This window comes from Pseudoalteromonas sp. NSLLW218 (genome assembly GCF_015864775.1).
GTDB lineage: Bacteria > Pseudomonadota > Gammaproteobacteria > Enterobacterales > Alteromonadaceae > Pseudoalteromonas.
Window position 1 is genome coordinate 182,462 of record NZ_JADYWO010000009.1, and the last position, 17,222, is coordinate 199,683.

The 17,222-nt window shown below is 39.4% G+C and carries 13 protein-coding genes; 10 read left to right on the forward strand and 3 right to left on the reverse strand.

Features of this window, described 5'->3' with window-relative positions; translation table 11 throughout:
• The first annotated feature begins 198 nt into the window (after positions 1-198).
• The 7 genes from zwf (at position 199) to I6E80_RS15420 (ending at position 9,340) form a co-directional block, all read left to right on the forward strand.
• Positions 199-1,671, forward strand: coding sequence for a glucose-6-phosphate dehydrogenase (zwf, locus tag I6E80_RS15390; RefSeq protein ID WP_002961451.1), 1,473 nt, complete (start codon positions 199-201; stop codon positions 1,669-1,671).
• A gap of 2 nt (positions 1,672-1,673) precedes the next feature.
• Positions 1,674-2,384 carry a 6-phosphogluconolactonase gene (pgl, locus tag I6E80_RS15395; RefSeq protein ID WP_197185908.1) on the forward strand — a complete coding sequence of 237 codons (711 nt, stop codon included), beginning with the start codon at positions 1,674-1,676 and terminating at the stop codon, positions 2,382-2,384.
• A 336-nt stretch (positions 2,385-2,720) separates the two neighbouring features.
• Entirely contained in the window at positions 2,721-3,425 is a 705-nt protein-coding gene (locus I6E80_RS15400; RefSeq protein WP_002961447.1) for a SapC family protein, read from the forward strand.
• A gap of 126 nt (positions 3,426-3,551) precedes the next feature.
• Positions 3,552-4,583, forward strand: coding sequence for an isoaspartyl peptidase/L-asparaginase family protein (locus tag I6E80_RS15405; RefSeq protein ID WP_197185909.1), 1,032 nt, complete (start codon positions 3,552-3,554; stop codon positions 4,581-4,583).
• Positions 4,584-4,690: 107 nt separating this feature from the next.
• Complete coding sequence (gene hrpA, locus I6E80_RS15410) at positions 4,691-8,578, forward strand: ATP-dependent RNA helicase HrpA (RefSeq protein WP_197185910.1); 3,888 nt, start codon at positions 4,691-4,693, stop codon at positions 8,576-8,578.
• A 75-nt stretch (positions 8,579-8,653) separates the two neighbouring features.
• On the forward strand, positions 8,654-9,034 hold the full coding sequence (locus I6E80_RS15415) for a PleD family two-component system response regulator (RefSeq protein WP_024597850.1): 381 nt from the start codon (positions 8,654-8,656) through the stop codon (positions 9,032-9,034).
• Positions 9,035-9,043: 9 nt separating this feature from the next.
• A complete protein-coding gene (locus I6E80_RS15420) occupies positions 9,044-9,340 on the forward strand; it encodes a PilZ domain-containing protein (RefSeq protein ID WP_024597619.1) in 297 nt (98 codons plus the stop codon).
• 30 nt (positions 9,341-9,370) lie between these two features.
• Here the strand turns inward: I6E80_RS15420 and I6E80_RS15425 are convergent, their stop codons facing one another.
• Positions 9,371-10,561 carry a class I SAM-dependent methyltransferase gene (locus I6E80_RS15425; protein ID WP_024597851.1) on the reverse strand — a complete coding sequence of 397 codons (1,191 nt, stop codon included), beginning with the start codon at positions 10,559-10,561 and terminating at the stop codon, positions 9,371-9,373.
• 139 nt (positions 10,562-10,700) lie between these two features.
• Between I6E80_RS15425 and I6E80_RS15430 the strand changes: the two genes are divergently transcribed.
• Both I6E80_RS15430 and I6E80_RS15435 read left to right on the forward strand, forming a co-directional pair.
• Positions 10,701-11,357 carry an HD domain-containing protein gene (locus I6E80_RS15430; RefSeq protein WP_170072969.1) on the forward strand — a complete coding sequence of 219 codons (657 nt, stop codon included), beginning with the start codon at positions 10,701-10,703 and terminating at the stop codon, positions 11,355-11,357.
• Between the two features lies 1 nt (position 11,358).
• Positions 11,359-11,799, forward strand: coding sequence for a VOC family protein (locus tag I6E80_RS15435; RefSeq protein WP_197185911.1), 441 nt, complete (start codon positions 11,359-11,361; stop codon positions 11,797-11,799).
• Here the strand turns inward: I6E80_RS15435 and I6E80_RS15440 are convergent.
• The gene (locus I6E80_RS15440; RefSeq protein WP_170072970.1) at positions 11,796-12,788 is read right to left on the reverse strand and encodes a two-component system response regulator; all 993 of its coding nucleotides are present in this window, start codon (positions 12,786-12,788) and stop codon (positions 11,796-11,798) included. The two genes, I6E80_RS15435 and I6E80_RS15440, sit on opposite strands and share 4 nt — an antisense overlap.
• 3 nt (positions 12,789-12,791) lie before the next feature.
• Complete coding sequence (locus I6E80_RS15445; protein WP_197185912.1) at positions 12,792-16,124, reverse strand: MHYT domain-containing protein; 3,333 nt, start codon at positions 16,122-16,124, stop codon at positions 12,792-12,794.
• Between the two features lie 307 nt (positions 16,125-16,431).
• Here I6E80_RS15445 and I6E80_RS15450 point away from each other — a divergent pair, with 307 nt between their 5' ends.
• A complete protein-coding gene (locus tag I6E80_RS15450; RefSeq protein WP_197185914.1) occupies positions 16,432-17,103 on the forward strand; it encodes a M48 family metallopeptidase in 672 nt (223 codons plus the stop codon).
• The last annotated feature ends 119 nt before the right edge of the window (positions 17,104-17,222 follow it).

Below are 17,222 nucleotides of genomic sequence, written 5' to 3' on the forward strand. Positions count from 1 at the left end.
ATTTTTGTGAGAGGAGATACAGGGCCCCTAAGGCTCATTTAATAAGCGCAATGATAAAAATAATAATAAATCATCGATATAGAACAATTCAGCAGGCTTTTATTTAAATACAGCTATAAAAGTCATCTAATCTAGCAATAAATAGGCATATCCGCGCATTTATAAAATGTACTGGGTATCACAACGTAGAGAGTAACTATGCTTAATCCTTTTGATATTATAATTTTTGGGGGCGGTGGTGATCTTGCGTTACGCAAATTGCTACCTGCAATGTACAGAGCATATCAAGAAGGTAACTTACCTGAAGGCTCACGTATCCTACCAACAGTTCGCGAAGAATCTAAACGTGCTGAATACGTAGAAACAGCGCATAAAGCATTACAAGAATTTTTAAGCAAAGGTGAGTTTAACGCTAAAGATTGGAAAGCGTTTTCTACTTTTTTAGTGCCAGTAGTAAGTAATGTTACAGAAGCAGACGACAACTGGGATGTGTTAAAAGGCATTTTAGATGAGCACGAAAGCACTAAGTCTCGCGTGTTTTATTTATCGCTTCCGCCTGCTGTTTACGGCACATGTTGTGAAATATTATCGACTAAAGGTTTAATTACACCTACATCGCGCGTTGTTGTTGAAAAGCCAATTGGTTATTGCGGTGATTCTGCTGAAGCAATTAACGGAAAAATTGCAGAATTTTTTAATGAAGAGCAAATTTTCCGTATTGACCATTACTTAGGTAAAGAAACAGTACAAAACTTAATGGCGCTGCGTTTTTCAAACTCATTGTTTGAAAATATGTGGGATGCTAAATCTATTGATAACATCCAAATTAGCTTATCAGAAACGGTTGGCCTTGAAAGCCGTGCTGGTTTTTACGATAAAGCAGGTGCACTTCGTGACATGGTTCAAAACCACTTATTACAACTACTTTGTTTAGTTGCAATGGAGTCGCCTAATAAGCTTAACGCTAATAGCATTCGTAACGAAAAATTAAAAGTATTAGAAGCACTTCGTCCACTTGTAGATGGCGATGTTGATGAAAATATTGTTCGTGGACAATACGTACCTGGTGACTTAAACGGTAAAATTGTACCGGGTTACTTAGAAGAGCTAAATGAAGGTTCTAGTAAAACAGAAACGTTTGTAGCTATTCGTGCGCACATTGATAACTGGCGTTGGGCAGGTGTTCCATTTTACCTTCGTACTGGTAAACGTATGGCTAAGCGCTGTGCAGAAATTGTGGTTGAATACAAAAAAGTATCTCACAATATTTACGAAGATAACGTAGGTAATATTGAGCCGAATCGCCTTGTTATTCGTTTGCAGCCAGAGGAAACAATTCAACTAACGCTTATGTCTAAGCGCCTTGATAATCTTCAAATGCAACTTGAGCCAGTAACAATGAATATTGAGCTTTCACAAGCTTACAGCAATGGTTTCCATTCAGATGCGTACAAGCGTTTAATGCTTGATGCCGCTGCAAATAACCCATCGTTATTTATTCACCGTGATGAAGTTCGCCAAGCGTGGAAGTGGATTGATCCAATTATTGACAGATGGCAAGGCAAAGGCAAACCTGCGCTTTACCGTTCTGGTAGTTGGGGTCCTGAAGATGCTGATGAATTATTAGCAGAAAACAACCACGTATGGTTTAACACAGGCGATAAGGTATAAGCATGGCAACATTAGTTGAAAAATTTTTTGACGATAAAGACGCGTTAACAGCTGAGCTTTCTGCAACGCTTGAGCAATCACTACGTGATGGTATTAAAAATGATGGCCGTGCTGTATTGATGGTATCTGGCGGTTCGTCGCCAGCACCTGCGTACAAGCATTTATCAACGCTTGACTTAGATTGGCAAAATGTTGATGTTGCCATGGTTGATGAGCGCTGGGTAGACCCAAGCCATGAAAAAAGTAACGAAGCCTTTATTAAGAGTACGTTATTACAAAACTATGGTAGTGCTGCTAACTTTATCACTATGAAGAACACTGCTGCAACGGCCCAACAGGGCGCACAAGAGTGTGAATCTGCCTACAGCGAACTAAAAAAACCATATGACGTGACTATTTTAGGTATGGGTCCAGATGGCCACACAGCGTCGTTATTCCCAAATGCAGACGGTTTAGAGCATGGTTTAACAACCACACAATCAGTGTGTGCTATTAATGCAATACAAAGCGACGTTACAGGTAGTATTACTGAGCGAATGACGCTTACGTTGAATGCCATTGCGCAATCTAAAGTAGTTAAGCTTTTAATTAGCGGTGAAGAGAAACTCGCTGTTTATAAACAAGCAAAAGCGGGAGGCGATGTTAATGACATGCCACTACGCGCGGTACTTAACCACCCAAGTATAAATATTGAAGTATATTGGGCACCTTAATTTAGATGCTAATTTAACTTTTAAAGGCCGCTTATATAAGTGGCCTTTTTTATTTGCTCAAATTTAAGCCTAAACACGACAAAAAAACAGACCTGTACTGTTAACCAATGTTAACGAATAATCGGTGTTTGTATTAAAAACAACCATGAAGTGTGTTGTTTTTGCACAAAATTTATGAGTTTTAGCTGTATGTTTTTTAGCAACGTTCAGATTTAGTTAAATTTTATTTTTTCATGGTTGTTGTCATAAAAGTTTCCCTTCCTTTTTTAGCTCAAAAGCATTAGCCTAAAGGCATTAACAATGAAACATATAAATTAAAATAAACGGAGCAGTAACATGGCGGAGCAACAAGTACAGCCTTTACACAACGAAAAACATGCCAACACTAAAATTCAAAACGGCATCAATGTAGAATTCATGAAAACTCAACACTTAGTGCCAGTAGTTGCACATGAGTTTGCACGTGTAGCAAACGAGTTTCCAATGTCATTCGTTAAAAACAACGAAAGCGGCACTTTTCAAGCTGTTGCTATGTTTGGCTTAGAGCCAGGCGAAAACCTTTTTGTAGAAGATGGTAAATGGACTGCAGCATTTGCACCTATGGCATCTACTCGTTACCCACTGGGCTTAGTTAAACACCCAGATCAAGATCAATACGGTATCGTAATTGACGAAGCAAGTGCGCTTGTTGGTGAAGACGAAGGTAACGCATTATTTGAAAACGGCGAAGAAACAGATTACCTAAAACGTCGTAAAGAAGCGCTTGTATCGTTTATTGAGTTTTCTCAAGTAACTGAAGCGTTCACTAAATTTCTTGCTGATAAAGAGCTACTAATTGCGCAAACGCTAACAGTAGACATTAAAGGCGAGAAAAAAGACATCAACGGTATTTACCTTATCGATGAGAAAAAGCTAAACGAATTAAGCGATGCTGATTTCTTAGAGCTTCGTAAACGTGGTTACTTAGCACCAATTTATTCTTTCTTAACGTCTACTCATCAAGTAGCACGTTTAGCGCGTTTAAAAGCAAAACAAGCTTAATTACAAACACGTTAAATTTAAAAAGCGCCTTAAGGCGCTTTTTTTATGCCATTAAACTCACTTTAGTTGAAATTAAGCTCTCAACCATTCACATTAGTTTATAACTTCCCCATAAAAGAACTTATTATGAAAACACCATTATTAGCAATTTTTGCGAGCAGCCTTTTTGCTTTAAGTAATAGCGTATTAGCAGCAGAGACTCCATTTGCCATTGCGATTCATGGTGGGGCAGGGACCATCGAAAAAGCACGGTTTACACCCACTCAAGAAAAACAGTACCGCGCTAAATTAAGTGAAGCAGTAGAGACAGGCTATAAAGTATTGCACCAAGGCGGTGAAAGCTTAGATGCGGTGATAGCGGCCATTACAGTATTAGAGCAATCGCCTTATTTTAATGCAGGACGCGGAGCGGTATACACTTACGATGGCGGGCATGAACTTGATGCATCTATAATGGATGGTCGAAACCGTGAAGCCGGCGCTGTTGCAGGTGTAAAACATATTGAGAGCCCGATTAAATTAGCACGTTTGGTAATGGATAACTCCGTGCATGTGATGCTTAGCGGCCAAGGCGCTGAGGAGTTTGCTAAAGAGCAGGGCGTTGAGCTTATTGAAAATAACTTATTTGATACTGAGCCTCGTTACAAAGCACTTTTAAAAGCAAAACAAAAATTAGATGAAGCCAAAGCAACCAGTAAAGAGTACCAAGCCGCGCACAAAGCATTACCTAATAACTATAAAATGGGCACGGTTGGTGCCGTGGCACTTGATAAAAACGGTAATTTAGCAGCTGGTACATCAACAGGCGGTATGACCGCAAAACGTTATGGCCGTGTGGGTGATGCGCCAGTAATAGGGGCTGGAACATTTGCTGAAAACGAATCGTGCGCAGTATCGGCAACAGGTCATGGTGAATATTTTATTCGCTATAACGTAGCGAGCGATATATGTGCGCGTGTTAAGTATCAAGATAAAACCATAGCTGAAGCTGGAGATGAAGTTATAAACGGTGTGCTTAAGCCTATAGGTGGGACTGGCGGCGTTATTATCATTGATACTAAGGGAAATATTAGCTTACCGTTTAATACCTCGGGCATGTATCGCGCGAGTAAATCGAACACACAAGCGACTTATGTGGGAATTTTTAACGACGAATAACCGATAGGTACATATATCTGGGCAGTTATGCGCTTTGTAGGATTAACCCTGAGCATTTAGTTTGATACAATTAATGCTCTATTATTAAAATTTTATAAGGTATGCGGGTGGTTAACCTAGGTCAGTTGTTTGGCGAGCTAAAAACGTGCTTAAAAAAAGATCAATTTATTTTTAAAAAACGCTTACATGGTGTAAAAAAAATAACCGATGAAAACAAGCATGCCAACGCGCTTGAAAAAATAGCGGCTGATATAACCCGTAGCCAAGAACTGCGAGCTAAGCGCTTAGCGGGTCTTCCTAAAGTGACTTACCCTGAGCAATTGCCAGTAAGTCAAAAAAAGGAAACAATTAAAGACGCCATTGCAAATAACCAAGTGGTTATTATTGCCGGTGAAACAGGCTCTGGTAAAACAACGCAAATTCCTAAAATGTGTTTAGAGCTTGGCCGCGGTGTTGATGGCTTAATTGGCCACACGCAACCACGACGATTAGCTGCGCGAACCGTGGCTAACCGTATTGCTGAAGAAATGAAATGTGAACTTGGTCAGCAAGTCGGTTTTAAAATTCGTTTTAGCGATCAGGTTTCTAATAATACCTACGTTAAACTAATGACTGACGGTATTTTACTGGCAGAAATTCAGCAAGACCGATTTTTAAATCAATACGACACCATCATTATAGATGAAGCGCATGAGCGTAGTTTAAACATCGACTTTATTTTGGGTTATTTAAAAAACCTACTTCCAAAACGCCCTGATTTAAAAATAATTATTACCTCTGCGACCATCGATCCTGAGCGCTTTTCAAAGCATTTTGATGATGCGCCCATTATAGAAGTATCGGGTCGTACTTTCCCTGTGGACGTGCGCTACAACCCAACGACTGATATTAATAAAGATGATATGGAAGCCGAGGGCGATCAGCTGCAAGGTATTTTTGATGCAGTAGATGAACTATGCGCCGAAGGCCCAGGCGACATACTAATATTTTTAAATGGTGAGCGTGAGATACGCGATACCGCTGATGCACTTAGCAAGCGTAATTTAAAACACACTGATGTATTACCACTTTACTCGCGCTTATCTAACGCAGAGCAAAACCGTATATTTGCACCGCATTCTCGTCGTCATATTATTTTATCGACTAACGTCGCCGAAACATCACTAACTGTGCCGGGTATTCGTTATGTAATAGACCCAGGTACTGCGCGTATAAGCCGCTACAGTTATCGTACAAAAGTTCAGCGCCTGCCAATAGAACCTATATCGCAAGCAAGTGCTAATCAGCGTATGGGTCGTTGTGGACGTGTTGAAGCGGGTATTTGTATACGCTTGTACTCTGAGGATGATTTTTTATCGCGCCCAGAGTTTACCGACCCTGAAATACTGCGTACTAACTTAGCCTCAGTTATTTTGCAAATGTTGGCACTCGGGCTTGGTGATATGGCGCAATTTCCGTTTGTGCAAGCACCAGATAGCCGTAATATAAGTGATGGTTTATCGTTATTAGAAGAACTACAAGCCGTAAAGCCAGACAAAAGTGATAGTAAAACGAGTTTAACTCAATCGGGTAGAGAGCTAAGTCGATTACCGGTTGATCCTCGTTTAGCTAAAATGGTGCTCACAGCTCACAAACTTGGCGCATTGCGTGAAGTGATTGTTATTGTGGCGGCGCTGTCGATTCAAGATCCACGCGAACGCCCGCAAGAAAAACGTGCTGCAGCCAATGAAAAACACGGTCGCTTTGACGACCCAGATTCAGACTTTATCGCTTTTTTAAACTTATGGAATTACCTAGAAGAGCAGCAAAGCGAGCTAACTAACGGCCAGTTTAGAAAGCTGTGTCAAAAAGATTTCCTAGCCTATATGCGTTTACGTGAGTGGCAAGATATTGTTTATCAAATAAGTACTGTGTGTAACGAAATGGGCATGAAAGCAACCAGCCAAGCGGCTGATGGCGAACTTGTTCATAAAGCGTTATTAAGCGGAATGCTGAGCCACATTGGCTTTAAAGATGATAAACAAATATACAAAGGTGCACGTAATAGTCAGTTTCATATTTTTCCGGGTTCAGGTTTATTTAAAAAGAGTCCTAAATGGATTATGTCGGCAGAGCTGGTAGAAACCAGTAAATTATATGCCCGCACAAATGCAAAAATAGACATTAACTGGGTAGAACCATTAGCACAGCATTTAGTAAAACGTAGCTACACAGAACCTCATTGGGAGAAAAAGCCAGGTGCGGTAATCGCGTTTGAGCAGCAAACTTTGTACGGCCTACTTGTTGTAAATAAACGCCGCTGTGTTTATAGCAATATTGACCCAAAAGTAAGCCGAGAGCTTTTTGTACGCACCGCGTTAGTTGAGCAAGAGCTGGGTTTAAACGAGAGCTTTTTAGCATTTAACCGTGAGTTAATAGAAGATATTCAAGTTCTGGAAAATAAGTCGCGTCGCCGTGATATTTTAGTTGATGAGCAAACGTTATTTGAGTTTTACGATAAAAAAATTCCCAAAGAAATTAATAACCGCGCTGCATTTTTAAAATGGTATAAAACACAAAAACAACAAAATAAACATTACTTACATATGACTCGTGAAGAGTTAATGCAGCATGGCGCAAGTAATATTACTGAGTTTGATTACCCTGACACATGGCAGCAAGACAATATTATATTACCACTTGCTTATCATTTTGACCCAGGCCAAGAGGTTGATGGTGTTGCGGTACAAATACCGGTAGCGCTGTTGAATCAAGTACAAGAGAGTGGTTTTGACTGGCACATACCTGCATTTAGACATGAGCTAATAAGTGGACTTATAAAGTCATTGCCTAAATCGCTGCGCCGCAATTTTGTGCCAGCACCAAATTATGCAGATGCAGTGCTTGCAGCCATTGAGCCAATGCAAGGGGGCTTAATTGATGCTTTAGCTACGCGTTTATTAAGAATGACAGGTGTGAGAGTTGATATGGAGGCGTGGGATTTAACAGCCCTTGCGCCGCATTTGCGATTACAGTTTGAAGTACGTGATGAACACGATAAGTTACTTGCCCGTGGACTTGATTTAGCCAAGCTTAAAGCAGAGCTGCAAGGTGAAGTAACCGAAACGTTGTCTAAAGTAGCCGATAAAGGCATTGAAAAATCAGACCTAACACAATGGGACTTTGGTGAGCTGCCAGCGTCATATGTTAAAAAACAAGGTCAGTACGAAATAAAGGCGTACCCTGCGCTGGTGGATAAAAAGTCAGCCGCTGCAGTAGAGCTTTTTGATAGTGAAGCAAAAGCGCAGCAAGCGCATCAACAAGGTTTGCGCCGTTTAGTATTGTTAAATGTGCCGTCGCCAATTAAGTACTTACAACAAAATTTACCAAATAAGGCAAAGCTGGGTTTGTACTTTAACCCATTTGGTAAAATAGCCGATTTAATTGATGACTGTATCGCCGCAGGTGTTGATAGCTTATTTGTGAAACACGGCGATATACGCGATGAAAAAGCATTTGAAACAGTAAAAGAGCAAATACGAGGTGAGCTCGGTGACTCAGTTGTATCGATTGCAACGCAAGTTGAGCAAGTATTAAGTATTGCGCACGCACTGCATAAAAAAATGAAAGGGCGCGTTGATTTAACCATGATAACTGCGCATGGCGATATAAAATCACAGCTTGAGTCACTTATATTTAAAGGTTTTGTGAGCGCGCATGGCGCAGAGAAAATAACGGATTTAATTCGTTATTTAAAAGCGATTCAAAAACGTTTAGAAAAACTACCTGTGGATCCAAATCGTGATAGGTTATGCGTATTAGAGCTCGATAAAGTTGCTCAAGAGTACAAAAAGGTAGTTAATAAAACGCCTAAAGGGTTACCTATCCCACAAGAGGTAACCGCTATCTTTTGGATGCAACAAGAGCTAAGAGTGTCGCTATTTGCTCAAACACTTGGAACTCCTTACCCAATTTCGGCTAAGCGAGTACTCAATGCGATAAAAGAGATAGAATAAAACTTGCATTTTCTATTAAGCTTAGTACCTTAATAGGAGGATTTATTTTTGTTTTGAAAAGGAAGCGACATAGTTATGTCCTCATCGATTGAACATAAAACAAAGCGACTTTTAGTGGTAGACGACGAGTATTTTAATTTTGAAATGCTTAAAGCAGCACTGGCGTCGAAATTTGATGTTAGTTATGCAGATTCAGGGCAAAGCTGCCTTGCATCGGCAATCGCGAGTCCGCCAGATATAATTTTGCTTGATGTTTGTATGCCAGGTCTTGATGGTTATGATACATGCCGAATGCTTAAGCACACACCTGAGACAAAAAATATTCCTGTTGTTATGGTATCGGGCCTTGAGTCTCCATCTGAAAAGCAAGCAGGGTTTGATGCTGGTTGCAATGCATATGTTGTAAAGCCATTTTCAGTGGGTGCTTTATTGGAAGAAATTAACACGGTTGTTTAGAGGTAACGTATGTTTACTGATGATAAGCGAAATTTTAGACGCATGCAGATCAATACACCTGCAAATTTAACGACGATAGAACCCATAGCGGGTTTAAGTTTTGCCGCAGAGTGCGTGGATTTAAGTGCAACAGGTTTATCAATTCATTTAGATGAATTACTTGAACCTAATACATTACTGACGGTGAACATTGATTCAACTCACCCAAGTATTGCGCCTTTAAATGCAACAGCAAAAGTAATACGTGCCAGCAAAGAAGATGATGGCACGGTAACAGCAGGTCTTGAAATTATTGAGTTTAACTAAGTTGAATCTAGTTAAACTCAATAGTAGATATTAAAAAACCTTACAGATTAAGCCTTTTAAGTAAAAGCCTTCAGGGTAGCTGCCAGCAATTGGATGATCAGCTGCCTGGTTTAATCGCTCCATTATAAGTAGGTCTTTACCTGCATCAAGAGCTGCATCGGCGACTACTTTTTGAAACAAGTTTTGTTCCATTAAACCAGAACATGAGAATGTTAGTAATGTTCCGCCTGGTTTTAGTATTTGCATGGCTATCATGTTGATATCTTTATAACCACGGCACGCACCTGTTAGCTGCGCTTTATTATCAGCAAACTTTGGTGGGTCCATTACGATGGTATCAAACTGTTTGCCTTCGTCGCGGTATTGGCGTAGTAACTTAAATACATCCTGCTTAACAAAGCTCACTTTATCTAAATCTAAGTTATTATGCTCAACATTACGTTTTGCAGTATCAAGCGCTGGCTGAGATACGTCTACGTTAGTTACATGCTCACATCCACCACGCAAAGCGTACAACGAAAATGTACCTGTATAACTAAAACAGTTAAGTACCGTTTTACCCTTTGAAAAACGCTCAAGTGCGGCACGGCTATCGCGTTGGTCTAAATAAAAGCCCGTTTTATGTCCGTCGATTATATCGACTTCAATTTTAAAACCGTTTTCATCAATAAGTACTGGCTGTGTTGGTTCATTACCCCAAAGAGCGCCTTTTATTGGCTCTAAGCCTTCTTTAGTACGTACTTCTACATCTGAACGTTCGTATATGCTAGAACCCGGGAAAATAGACATCAACGCGCCAACAATCTCGCCTTTATGACGCTCGGCACCCGCACTTAGTAGCTGACACACTAATACGTTATCAAACTTATCGATTGTAACGCCTGGTAAGTAATCAGATTCAGCGGCACATAATCGAAACCCTGTTAATCCGCCTTCTTCTATTACTTGGCTACGTGCTTCTAATGAACGACGTAAACGGCGTTCAAAAAAGTTTTGATCGATGATTTCTTTTTCGTCAAAGCTCCAAACACGTGCGCGAATTTGTGAGTGAGGGCTATAAGCAGCAGTTGCTAAAAATTTACCTTCACTGTCGTGAATCGTTACTGTGTCGCCTAATCCTGGTTTACCTTTAATTTTTTTGATGGCTTTTGAAAATAACCAAGGGTGTTTTCTTTTTAATGATTTATCGCGACCAGCTTGTAGGTAAACGGCAGATGACATAAGGCTTCTCAGTAGTAATAAATAAGCGCTGTATTTTAGTCAAGCAGCGAGCAACATACAATGAATGTTTTGCAAGGGGGGCATAAAGCACGGTAAAGTACGGATAATTTACCGATTCATTAGCTTTTGGAACCTAATAGTGCCTGACGCCGTTTTAAGCCCCGATTTAAAAATACTTAATTCACAATGTAGAGAATTTATAACTTCTTTAGTGCATGCCGATGTAGCTCACGATATTACCCATATAGAACGCGTGGTACGTGTTGCAATACAGCTATGTAATGCAGAGCAGGCAAACATGTCGGTGGTATTACCTGCAGCGTGGATGCACGATTGCGTGGCAGTTGCTAAAAATCACCCTGATCGTGCAAAAGCCTCTACTATGGCAGCCGATAAGGCATTGGGATTTTTAAAATCTATTAATTATGACGAGTCACTTTTTGATGAGATTCATCATGCTATTGCGGCGCATAGCTTCAGCGCAAATATAAAAATTAAAACAGTTGAGGCGCAAATAGTACAAGATGCTGACAGAATGGATGCATTGGGCGCTATTGGGGTGAGTCGCTGCATGAAAGTAGGCGGATCAATTTCTCGGCTATTGTACAATCCAGAAGACCCTTTTTGTGTTGAACGCGAGGCTGATGATAAAAAATACACGCTTGATCACTTCTTCATAAAGTTATTACATATTGCCGACAGCATGAATACGCCATCAGCTAAAGCAGAAGCGAATAGGCGTACAACGTACATGCATGAATTTTTAGAGCAATTAAAGTCAGAAATAGGCGAGTGACGTGAATAATACAAGCATACCTAAGTTATCTGGGATTGATCATTGCCATTTAAATGTTGATAACTTGGTTGGTGCCGTTAAGTGGTATGAGCGTGTTTTAGGTTTTAGTGTAGTACCCGAGCTTGCCTTTTGGGATGAGGACGGACGCGGCCCTTTAACACTTGAAGATACTAGTTCAACAACTCGTTTAGCACTTTTTGAAGGTGAGGGGCGTAGTAAAGGGATTGCATTTTTGGCCTCAGGGGATCAATTTATTCAATGGATCAATCATCTTGAGGGTTTAAATGTAAAAGCAGTTTTAGCAGATCATGGTGTAACGTTTTCTATGTACTTTAAAGATGAGAGTGGTAATAGCCATGAAATTACGTCACATGACTATCGTTATATAAAGTCTTATTACCCAAATGTTGAGCTTGGCTCTCACAGCGCTAAAAAGAATTAGCTTTCTTGATTCGCATTTTTTATAGCAAGAATATCGTCTAAGTTTTTCACAAATAGTTCGATTAGAGCGGGATCAAAATGAGCACCTGCTTGCTCTTGCATATGCAAAACTGTTTTTTCTACACTCCACGCTTCTTTATAAGGGCGTTTTGAAGTCAGAGCATCAAAAACATCAGCAACGGCAACAATTCTACCTTCAATTGATATTTCTTCGCCTTTGATCCCGTTAGGATAGCCTGAGCCATCCCATTTTTCGTGGTGTTGAATTGCAAGTGTATGCGCAAGTTGTAATAATGGCGATGAAGAATTTGCTAATATTTGTGCACCAATTATGGCGTGTTTCTTCATATGTTCAAACTCTTCAGAAGTTAACTTTCCTGGCTTGAGTAAGATAGCATCAGGGATACCTATTTTTCCAACATCGTGCATTGGGGCGGCTTGGCGTAAAAGCTCTGCACTATGCTCATCCATACCTAGCGCTAATGCTAAAACTTTACTGTATTGGCTCATACGCACTATATGTTCGCCAGTGTCGGTATCTTTATATTCAGCAGCACGGCCTAGGCGTTGTACTAAGTCAACATGTGCTTGTTTTAGTTGTTCAGCTTGCACTAGCGATAAGTGAGTTTTAACTCTAGCTCTTACAATAGCAGGGCTTATTGGTTTGGTGATATAATCTACAGCACCAAGCTCAAAGCCTTTAAACTCATCGCTTTCATCGCCTAGCGCGGTTACAAAAACAATAGGGATATGTGATGTTTTTGGATTGTTTTTTATTCGTTGACATACTTCAAAACCATTCATATCTGGCATCATTATGTCTAGCAGAATTAGTTTTGGTAGTTCTTTTTCAAGTAGTGCCAGTGCGGCATCACCCGATTTAGCAAACGACATACGATACTGATTACCTAACACTTCGCGCATTACTTTTAGATTTGCAGGCTCATCGTCAACAATTAATACCCGTGGCCTATCTGTCGTAAAATCCATTAATTAATACTCATTATTTGTTAGTTTTTCAAGCAAGGTTTCTAGTATTACGTGTGCTTTATCAAAATCAAATTCATCAAAGGCTTCGGCTATATCATTAACTTCATTTTGAAAAGATGAAGGGGCACCGCGTTGTAGTTTTGCTAGTAGTTCATCATTTAGCTCTGCGTTTTGTGCATCTTTATAAAGTATTTCACACAATGACTTAACTTCATCTATTGATAGTGTGTCTAAACTATTATCTTCAGACTTACTGCTTGGCTTGTCGCAAGTATTTGATGAGAGTAGTTGCGATATAACAGTTAGCTCGCTTTTTATATCGTCTAAAATACTAATAACTTTAGTATCACTTTGCTTTTGCTCTAAATCGGCTAATAACTTCATTAACGTTATTAGGCCCAAATTACCAGCAACACCTTTAAGAGTGTGGATGAGACTATCAGCATCTTTTATATTTGATAATTTATCACTGAATAATATTTCGAACCGCTTATTGCTATCACTAATAAATTTAGTGATTTCGGTAAGCTGCTTACACTTAGAGCCCCACAGTGCTAACCCTTTTTCAAAATCTATATGCTGTGCTTTAGGATCGCTTTGCGATATAACCATTTCTTTTGCAATACCGAGGCCAAGGACTTGTGCTATTTCTTGGTTTAGTTGGTTTATATCAATAGGCTTATTAGCAAAGCCATTCATGCCTGCTTTTTTAGCGGTTAGTTTATCTTGCTGTAGTACACTGGCAGTGAGCGCAATAATTGGTGTGTACTTAATTTGTCTTTGGTTTTCTATTGCTCTTATTTTTTGCGTTGCTTGTATGCCATCACACAATGGCATATGTATATCCATTAAAATGACATCAAAGTCTTGTTCTTCAAATACTTTTATCGCCTCGAGCCCGTTTGATGCCTTGGTAACGGCATGCTGGTCGCGCGAAAGGAGCAAAGAAAGTAGTTCTGTATTTTGTTCAATATCGTCAACTACCAATATTCTAAGAGCTGGTAACTGGGTGTGTAGACCATCAAAATGATCTATTTTAGTTTCGTCACCTATAGCAAGCGGCAATGAAAAGTAAAAGCAGGTGCCTCTACCTAATTCGCTTACCAAGTTTATTGTTCCACCCATAAGTTCTACCAGTTGTTTGCTTATGGTTGTACCAAGACCTGTGCCACCAAAGCGGCGTGTAGTAGTACCATCGGCTTGCTCAAAAGGTTGAAACACTGCTTGAATACGATCTTTTGCAATACCAATACCTGTATCTTGTACTTCAAAAAACAGATGCTGATTTTGTGTCATGCCAACAGTTACGGTAACAGAGCCTTTTTCGGTGAACTTAATAGCGTTACCAATCAGGTTGGTGAGTACTTGTCTAAGTCGATCTGGATCGCCGTAGTACGTCGTACTTACTGATTCTTTAATGTGGAGCTTAAGGTCTAAATCTTTCTTTTTAGCTTCTAACCAGAAAGTAGAAATAATACTGTCTATTACTGGTTTTAAATTAAAGTGCACTGGCTCAATAGTAAGCTTACCGCGTTCTAGTTTAGCGGAATCGAGTATTTCATTTAACAGCCTAAGCAACGAGCGAGCTGCATTATTTACGGTCACTAAATGCTTTTGCTGCTCCTGATCAAGAGGAGTGTCCATTAATAGGTCGCTAAACCCAATAATAGAATTCATTGGTGTGCGGATTTCATGGCTCATGTTGGCCATAAAAGATTGCTTTGCATAAGCCGCTTCTTCCGCTTTAAACTTAGCTTGCTCTAGTTTTACTTCATATTCTTTGCGTTCAGTAATATCAACTAAAACACCATCAATCCACTTTGCTTGACCTTGGGGATCAAAGTCGATGCTGCCTTTATCTAAAAGCCATAAGATATTACCGTTTCTGTGGCGAATCCTGTATTCGATTGAATACTGGCGTTTTTCTTCTACTGCTTTTGTTACAGCATCTACAATAGGCTGCTGATCAGACTTTAAAATCAAATCGTTAAATTCAATGCAGTGTTCAGTGAATTCATTCGGGTTATAGCCAGTTAATTCGTTGATGCTTGGACTAATAAAAAGCATGGTCCAGTTATCATCAAATTGGCATCTAAAAGCAACGCCTGGCATGTTATCCATCAAGGAGCGGTACTTTTGTTCTTTTTCTTCAAGGCTTTTTTGTAAAGCGCGTTGCTCTGTTAAGTCTGTAATAAAGCCCACGTAAAGAGGGTCTTGCCCTGGTTGATTAACTTCACCGACGCCTAATCGAATTGGAAATAAGTGGCCGTTTTTGTGTTTAGCAAAAATTTCACGGTTAACACCAATTACTTTACCTAAATCAACATTTTTAGCATGTAAAAGATAGCTGTCGTGATGTGTCGCGATAGCATCATCCATTAGCATTTTAATATTATGATTTTGTACTTCATTTTCATGCCAACCAAAAATTTTGCTAGCTGACTCATTAAAGCTCAAAATAATACCAGTATGATCTATTGTTACAATACCATCGATTGCTGTGCCTAGAATTGCATTTAGTCGTGACTCGTCGGCAGACTTTTCTTCTAGCAACATTTTATATCTGACCATACCGTTTAGCACCGCTACTACACTTGTAATAGCAACCGTTGCAGTAGCGACTGCAATAGCTATAAAGGTGAGCCCAGCAGAAGCATTTACGTCGTCATATAAAAGAGGAGATGTTGCGACAAAGCGTGTAGATGCCATTCCCATGTAATGCATAGCAGCCACAGCAAGGCCTAATATTATAGCGCTGATGGCTCGGTTTTGTAGGTGTGATAGCTTTGGAAAGAACTTATCAAGATTAAAGCGACTATATAATGCTATAAACGAAAGAGCGACGGCAACTAAAATTGATAGGCCAAATGTTAGTGGGTCATAACGTAACATAGGAGCAAGCTCCATTGCAGCCATACCGCTGTAATGCATTGTACCAATACCAGCCCCTAATAAAATGGAACAAATGCTAAGTACTCTAAAGTTTCCATTACTATTTACAAGCATTGATACAGCGTACTGACAAGCAAGTAATGCAGGAATAAAAGAAAGTAGTGTGATTGTTGGATCGTAGCTAATATTAGTACATAGCGAAAAAGCTAGCATACCTATAAAGTGCATACTCCAGATACCAGAAGAAAATACAGTTGCTGCAGTTATATTTGCCAAACGCTGATAACGAGGGAATTTAGTTTCTTTTGCTAAATCAATGAGCTTTGTAGTAAAAAAAGCAGCAAAAATGGCTATTAATACAGACATTGACACTAGAAGGGGATCGTAAACCCCGTTAAGTATTAGGCTTGGATCTTGGTCTGTAATGAAGAAAGCTGATAGCATAACGGCTCAAAATATAATCTTTATTTTACAAGTTTAATCTAATTTACTAATAAATAAACCGTTATTTCTAATAGCGCTATTAAGTAACGACTATTTAGCCGATTTGTTTGTTATTTTGTTAGTAAAGTAAATGAGGTGTTTTTTATTTTTTTAACTTAAGAAAACAGACGCTTCAATTTATAGTCCATTATAATAAAGTGGATTAGTGGCTAAGTGTGGCTGTATACCTATAGGTTTAAAATTGATGGTAATATGGATTATATAAACGAATACAATATTTAGAGTTTAGATAGTGTTTGAATACCAACTGAAAAAGAGTACTAGACGTAAAACAGTCGCAATAAAGGTGCATAGCCACAAGGTAACTGTGTATGCACCACATTTTGTTGCAAAAAAACACATTGATACTTGGTTATTTGACAAACAAGAGTGGGTTGCAGAGCAATTAAAAAAACAATCGTCAATTGATGACACTAAGCAGTATCCCTTCAAATCTAAAAAAATCAGTGTTTTTTCAGAGATGATTTATTTGAGATTAGAGCCAGGTCAATATTCTAAAGTAACCTCGAATGATGAACACTTACTAATTACAATATCTCCTCGAGTTAAAAATGACTTTCAAAAGTACCAGCAGCTATTAGAAACTTATTTAAAAGAGCAGCTTATTGCATACATAGAAATGCGTTTAGCGTATTTCTGCACTCTAATGGGTGAAGAGTTGCCAAATGATTTAAAAATAGGTGTTTATAAACGCAAGTGGGGGAGTTGTAATAGTAAGCGAGAACTCACTTTTAATTTACATCTTATAGGCGCCCCTTACCACGCTATAGATTATGTGATTGTTCATGAACTTGCTCACTTAAAGTATTTAAACCACAGCAAAGCTTTTTGGCAACGGGTAGAGACGTTTTTTCCCGATTACAAAACATCCTCTAATTGGTTAAAACAAAATGGTATGAGTTTACAATGGGTGTTTTGATGTTACTGAATATAGGAATATAGGAATATAGGAATATAGGAGAAGTGGTGGAGGGAGCTGGATTCGAACCAGCGAAGGCTGAGCCGTCAGATTTACAGTCTGATCCCTTTGGCCGCTCG

Bases quoted from the DNA above. Each gene is read 5' to 3' on its own strand.
- I6E80_RS15425 (WP_024597851.1), bottom strand. From the start codon at position 10,561: ATGTCATCTGCCGTTTACCTACAAGCTGGTCGCGATAAATCATTAAAA.
- I6E80_RS15415 (WP_024597850.1), top strand. From the start codon at position 8,654: ATGTCCTCATCGATTGAACATAAAACAAAGCGACTTTTAGTGGTAGAC.
- I6E80_RS15405 (WP_197185909.1), top strand. From the start codon at position 3,552: ATGAAAACACCATTATTAGCAATTTTTGCGAGCAGCCTTTTTGCTTTA.
- I6E80_RS15400 (WP_002961447.1), top strand. From the start codon at position 2,721: ATGGCGGAGCAACAAGTACAGCCTTTACACAACGAAAAACATGCCAAC.
- pgl (WP_197185908.1), top strand. From the start codon at position 1,674: ATGGCAACATTAGTTGAAAAATTTTTTGACGATAAAGACGCGTTAACA.
- I6E80_RS15420 (WP_024597619.1), top strand. From the start codon at position 9,044: ATGTTTACTGATGATAAGCGAAATTTTAGACGCATGCAGATCAATACA.
- I6E80_RS15440 (WP_170072970.1), bottom strand. From the start codon at position 12,788: ATGGATTTTACGACAGATAGGCCACGGGTATTAATTGTTGACGATGAG.
- zwf (WP_002961451.1), top strand. From the start codon at position 199: ATGCTTAATCCTTTTGATATTATAATTTTTGGGGGCGGTGGTGATCTT.
- I6E80_RS15445 (WP_197185912.1), bottom strand. From the start codon at position 16,124: ATGCTATCAGCTTTCTTCATTACAGACCAAGATCCAAGCCTAATACTT.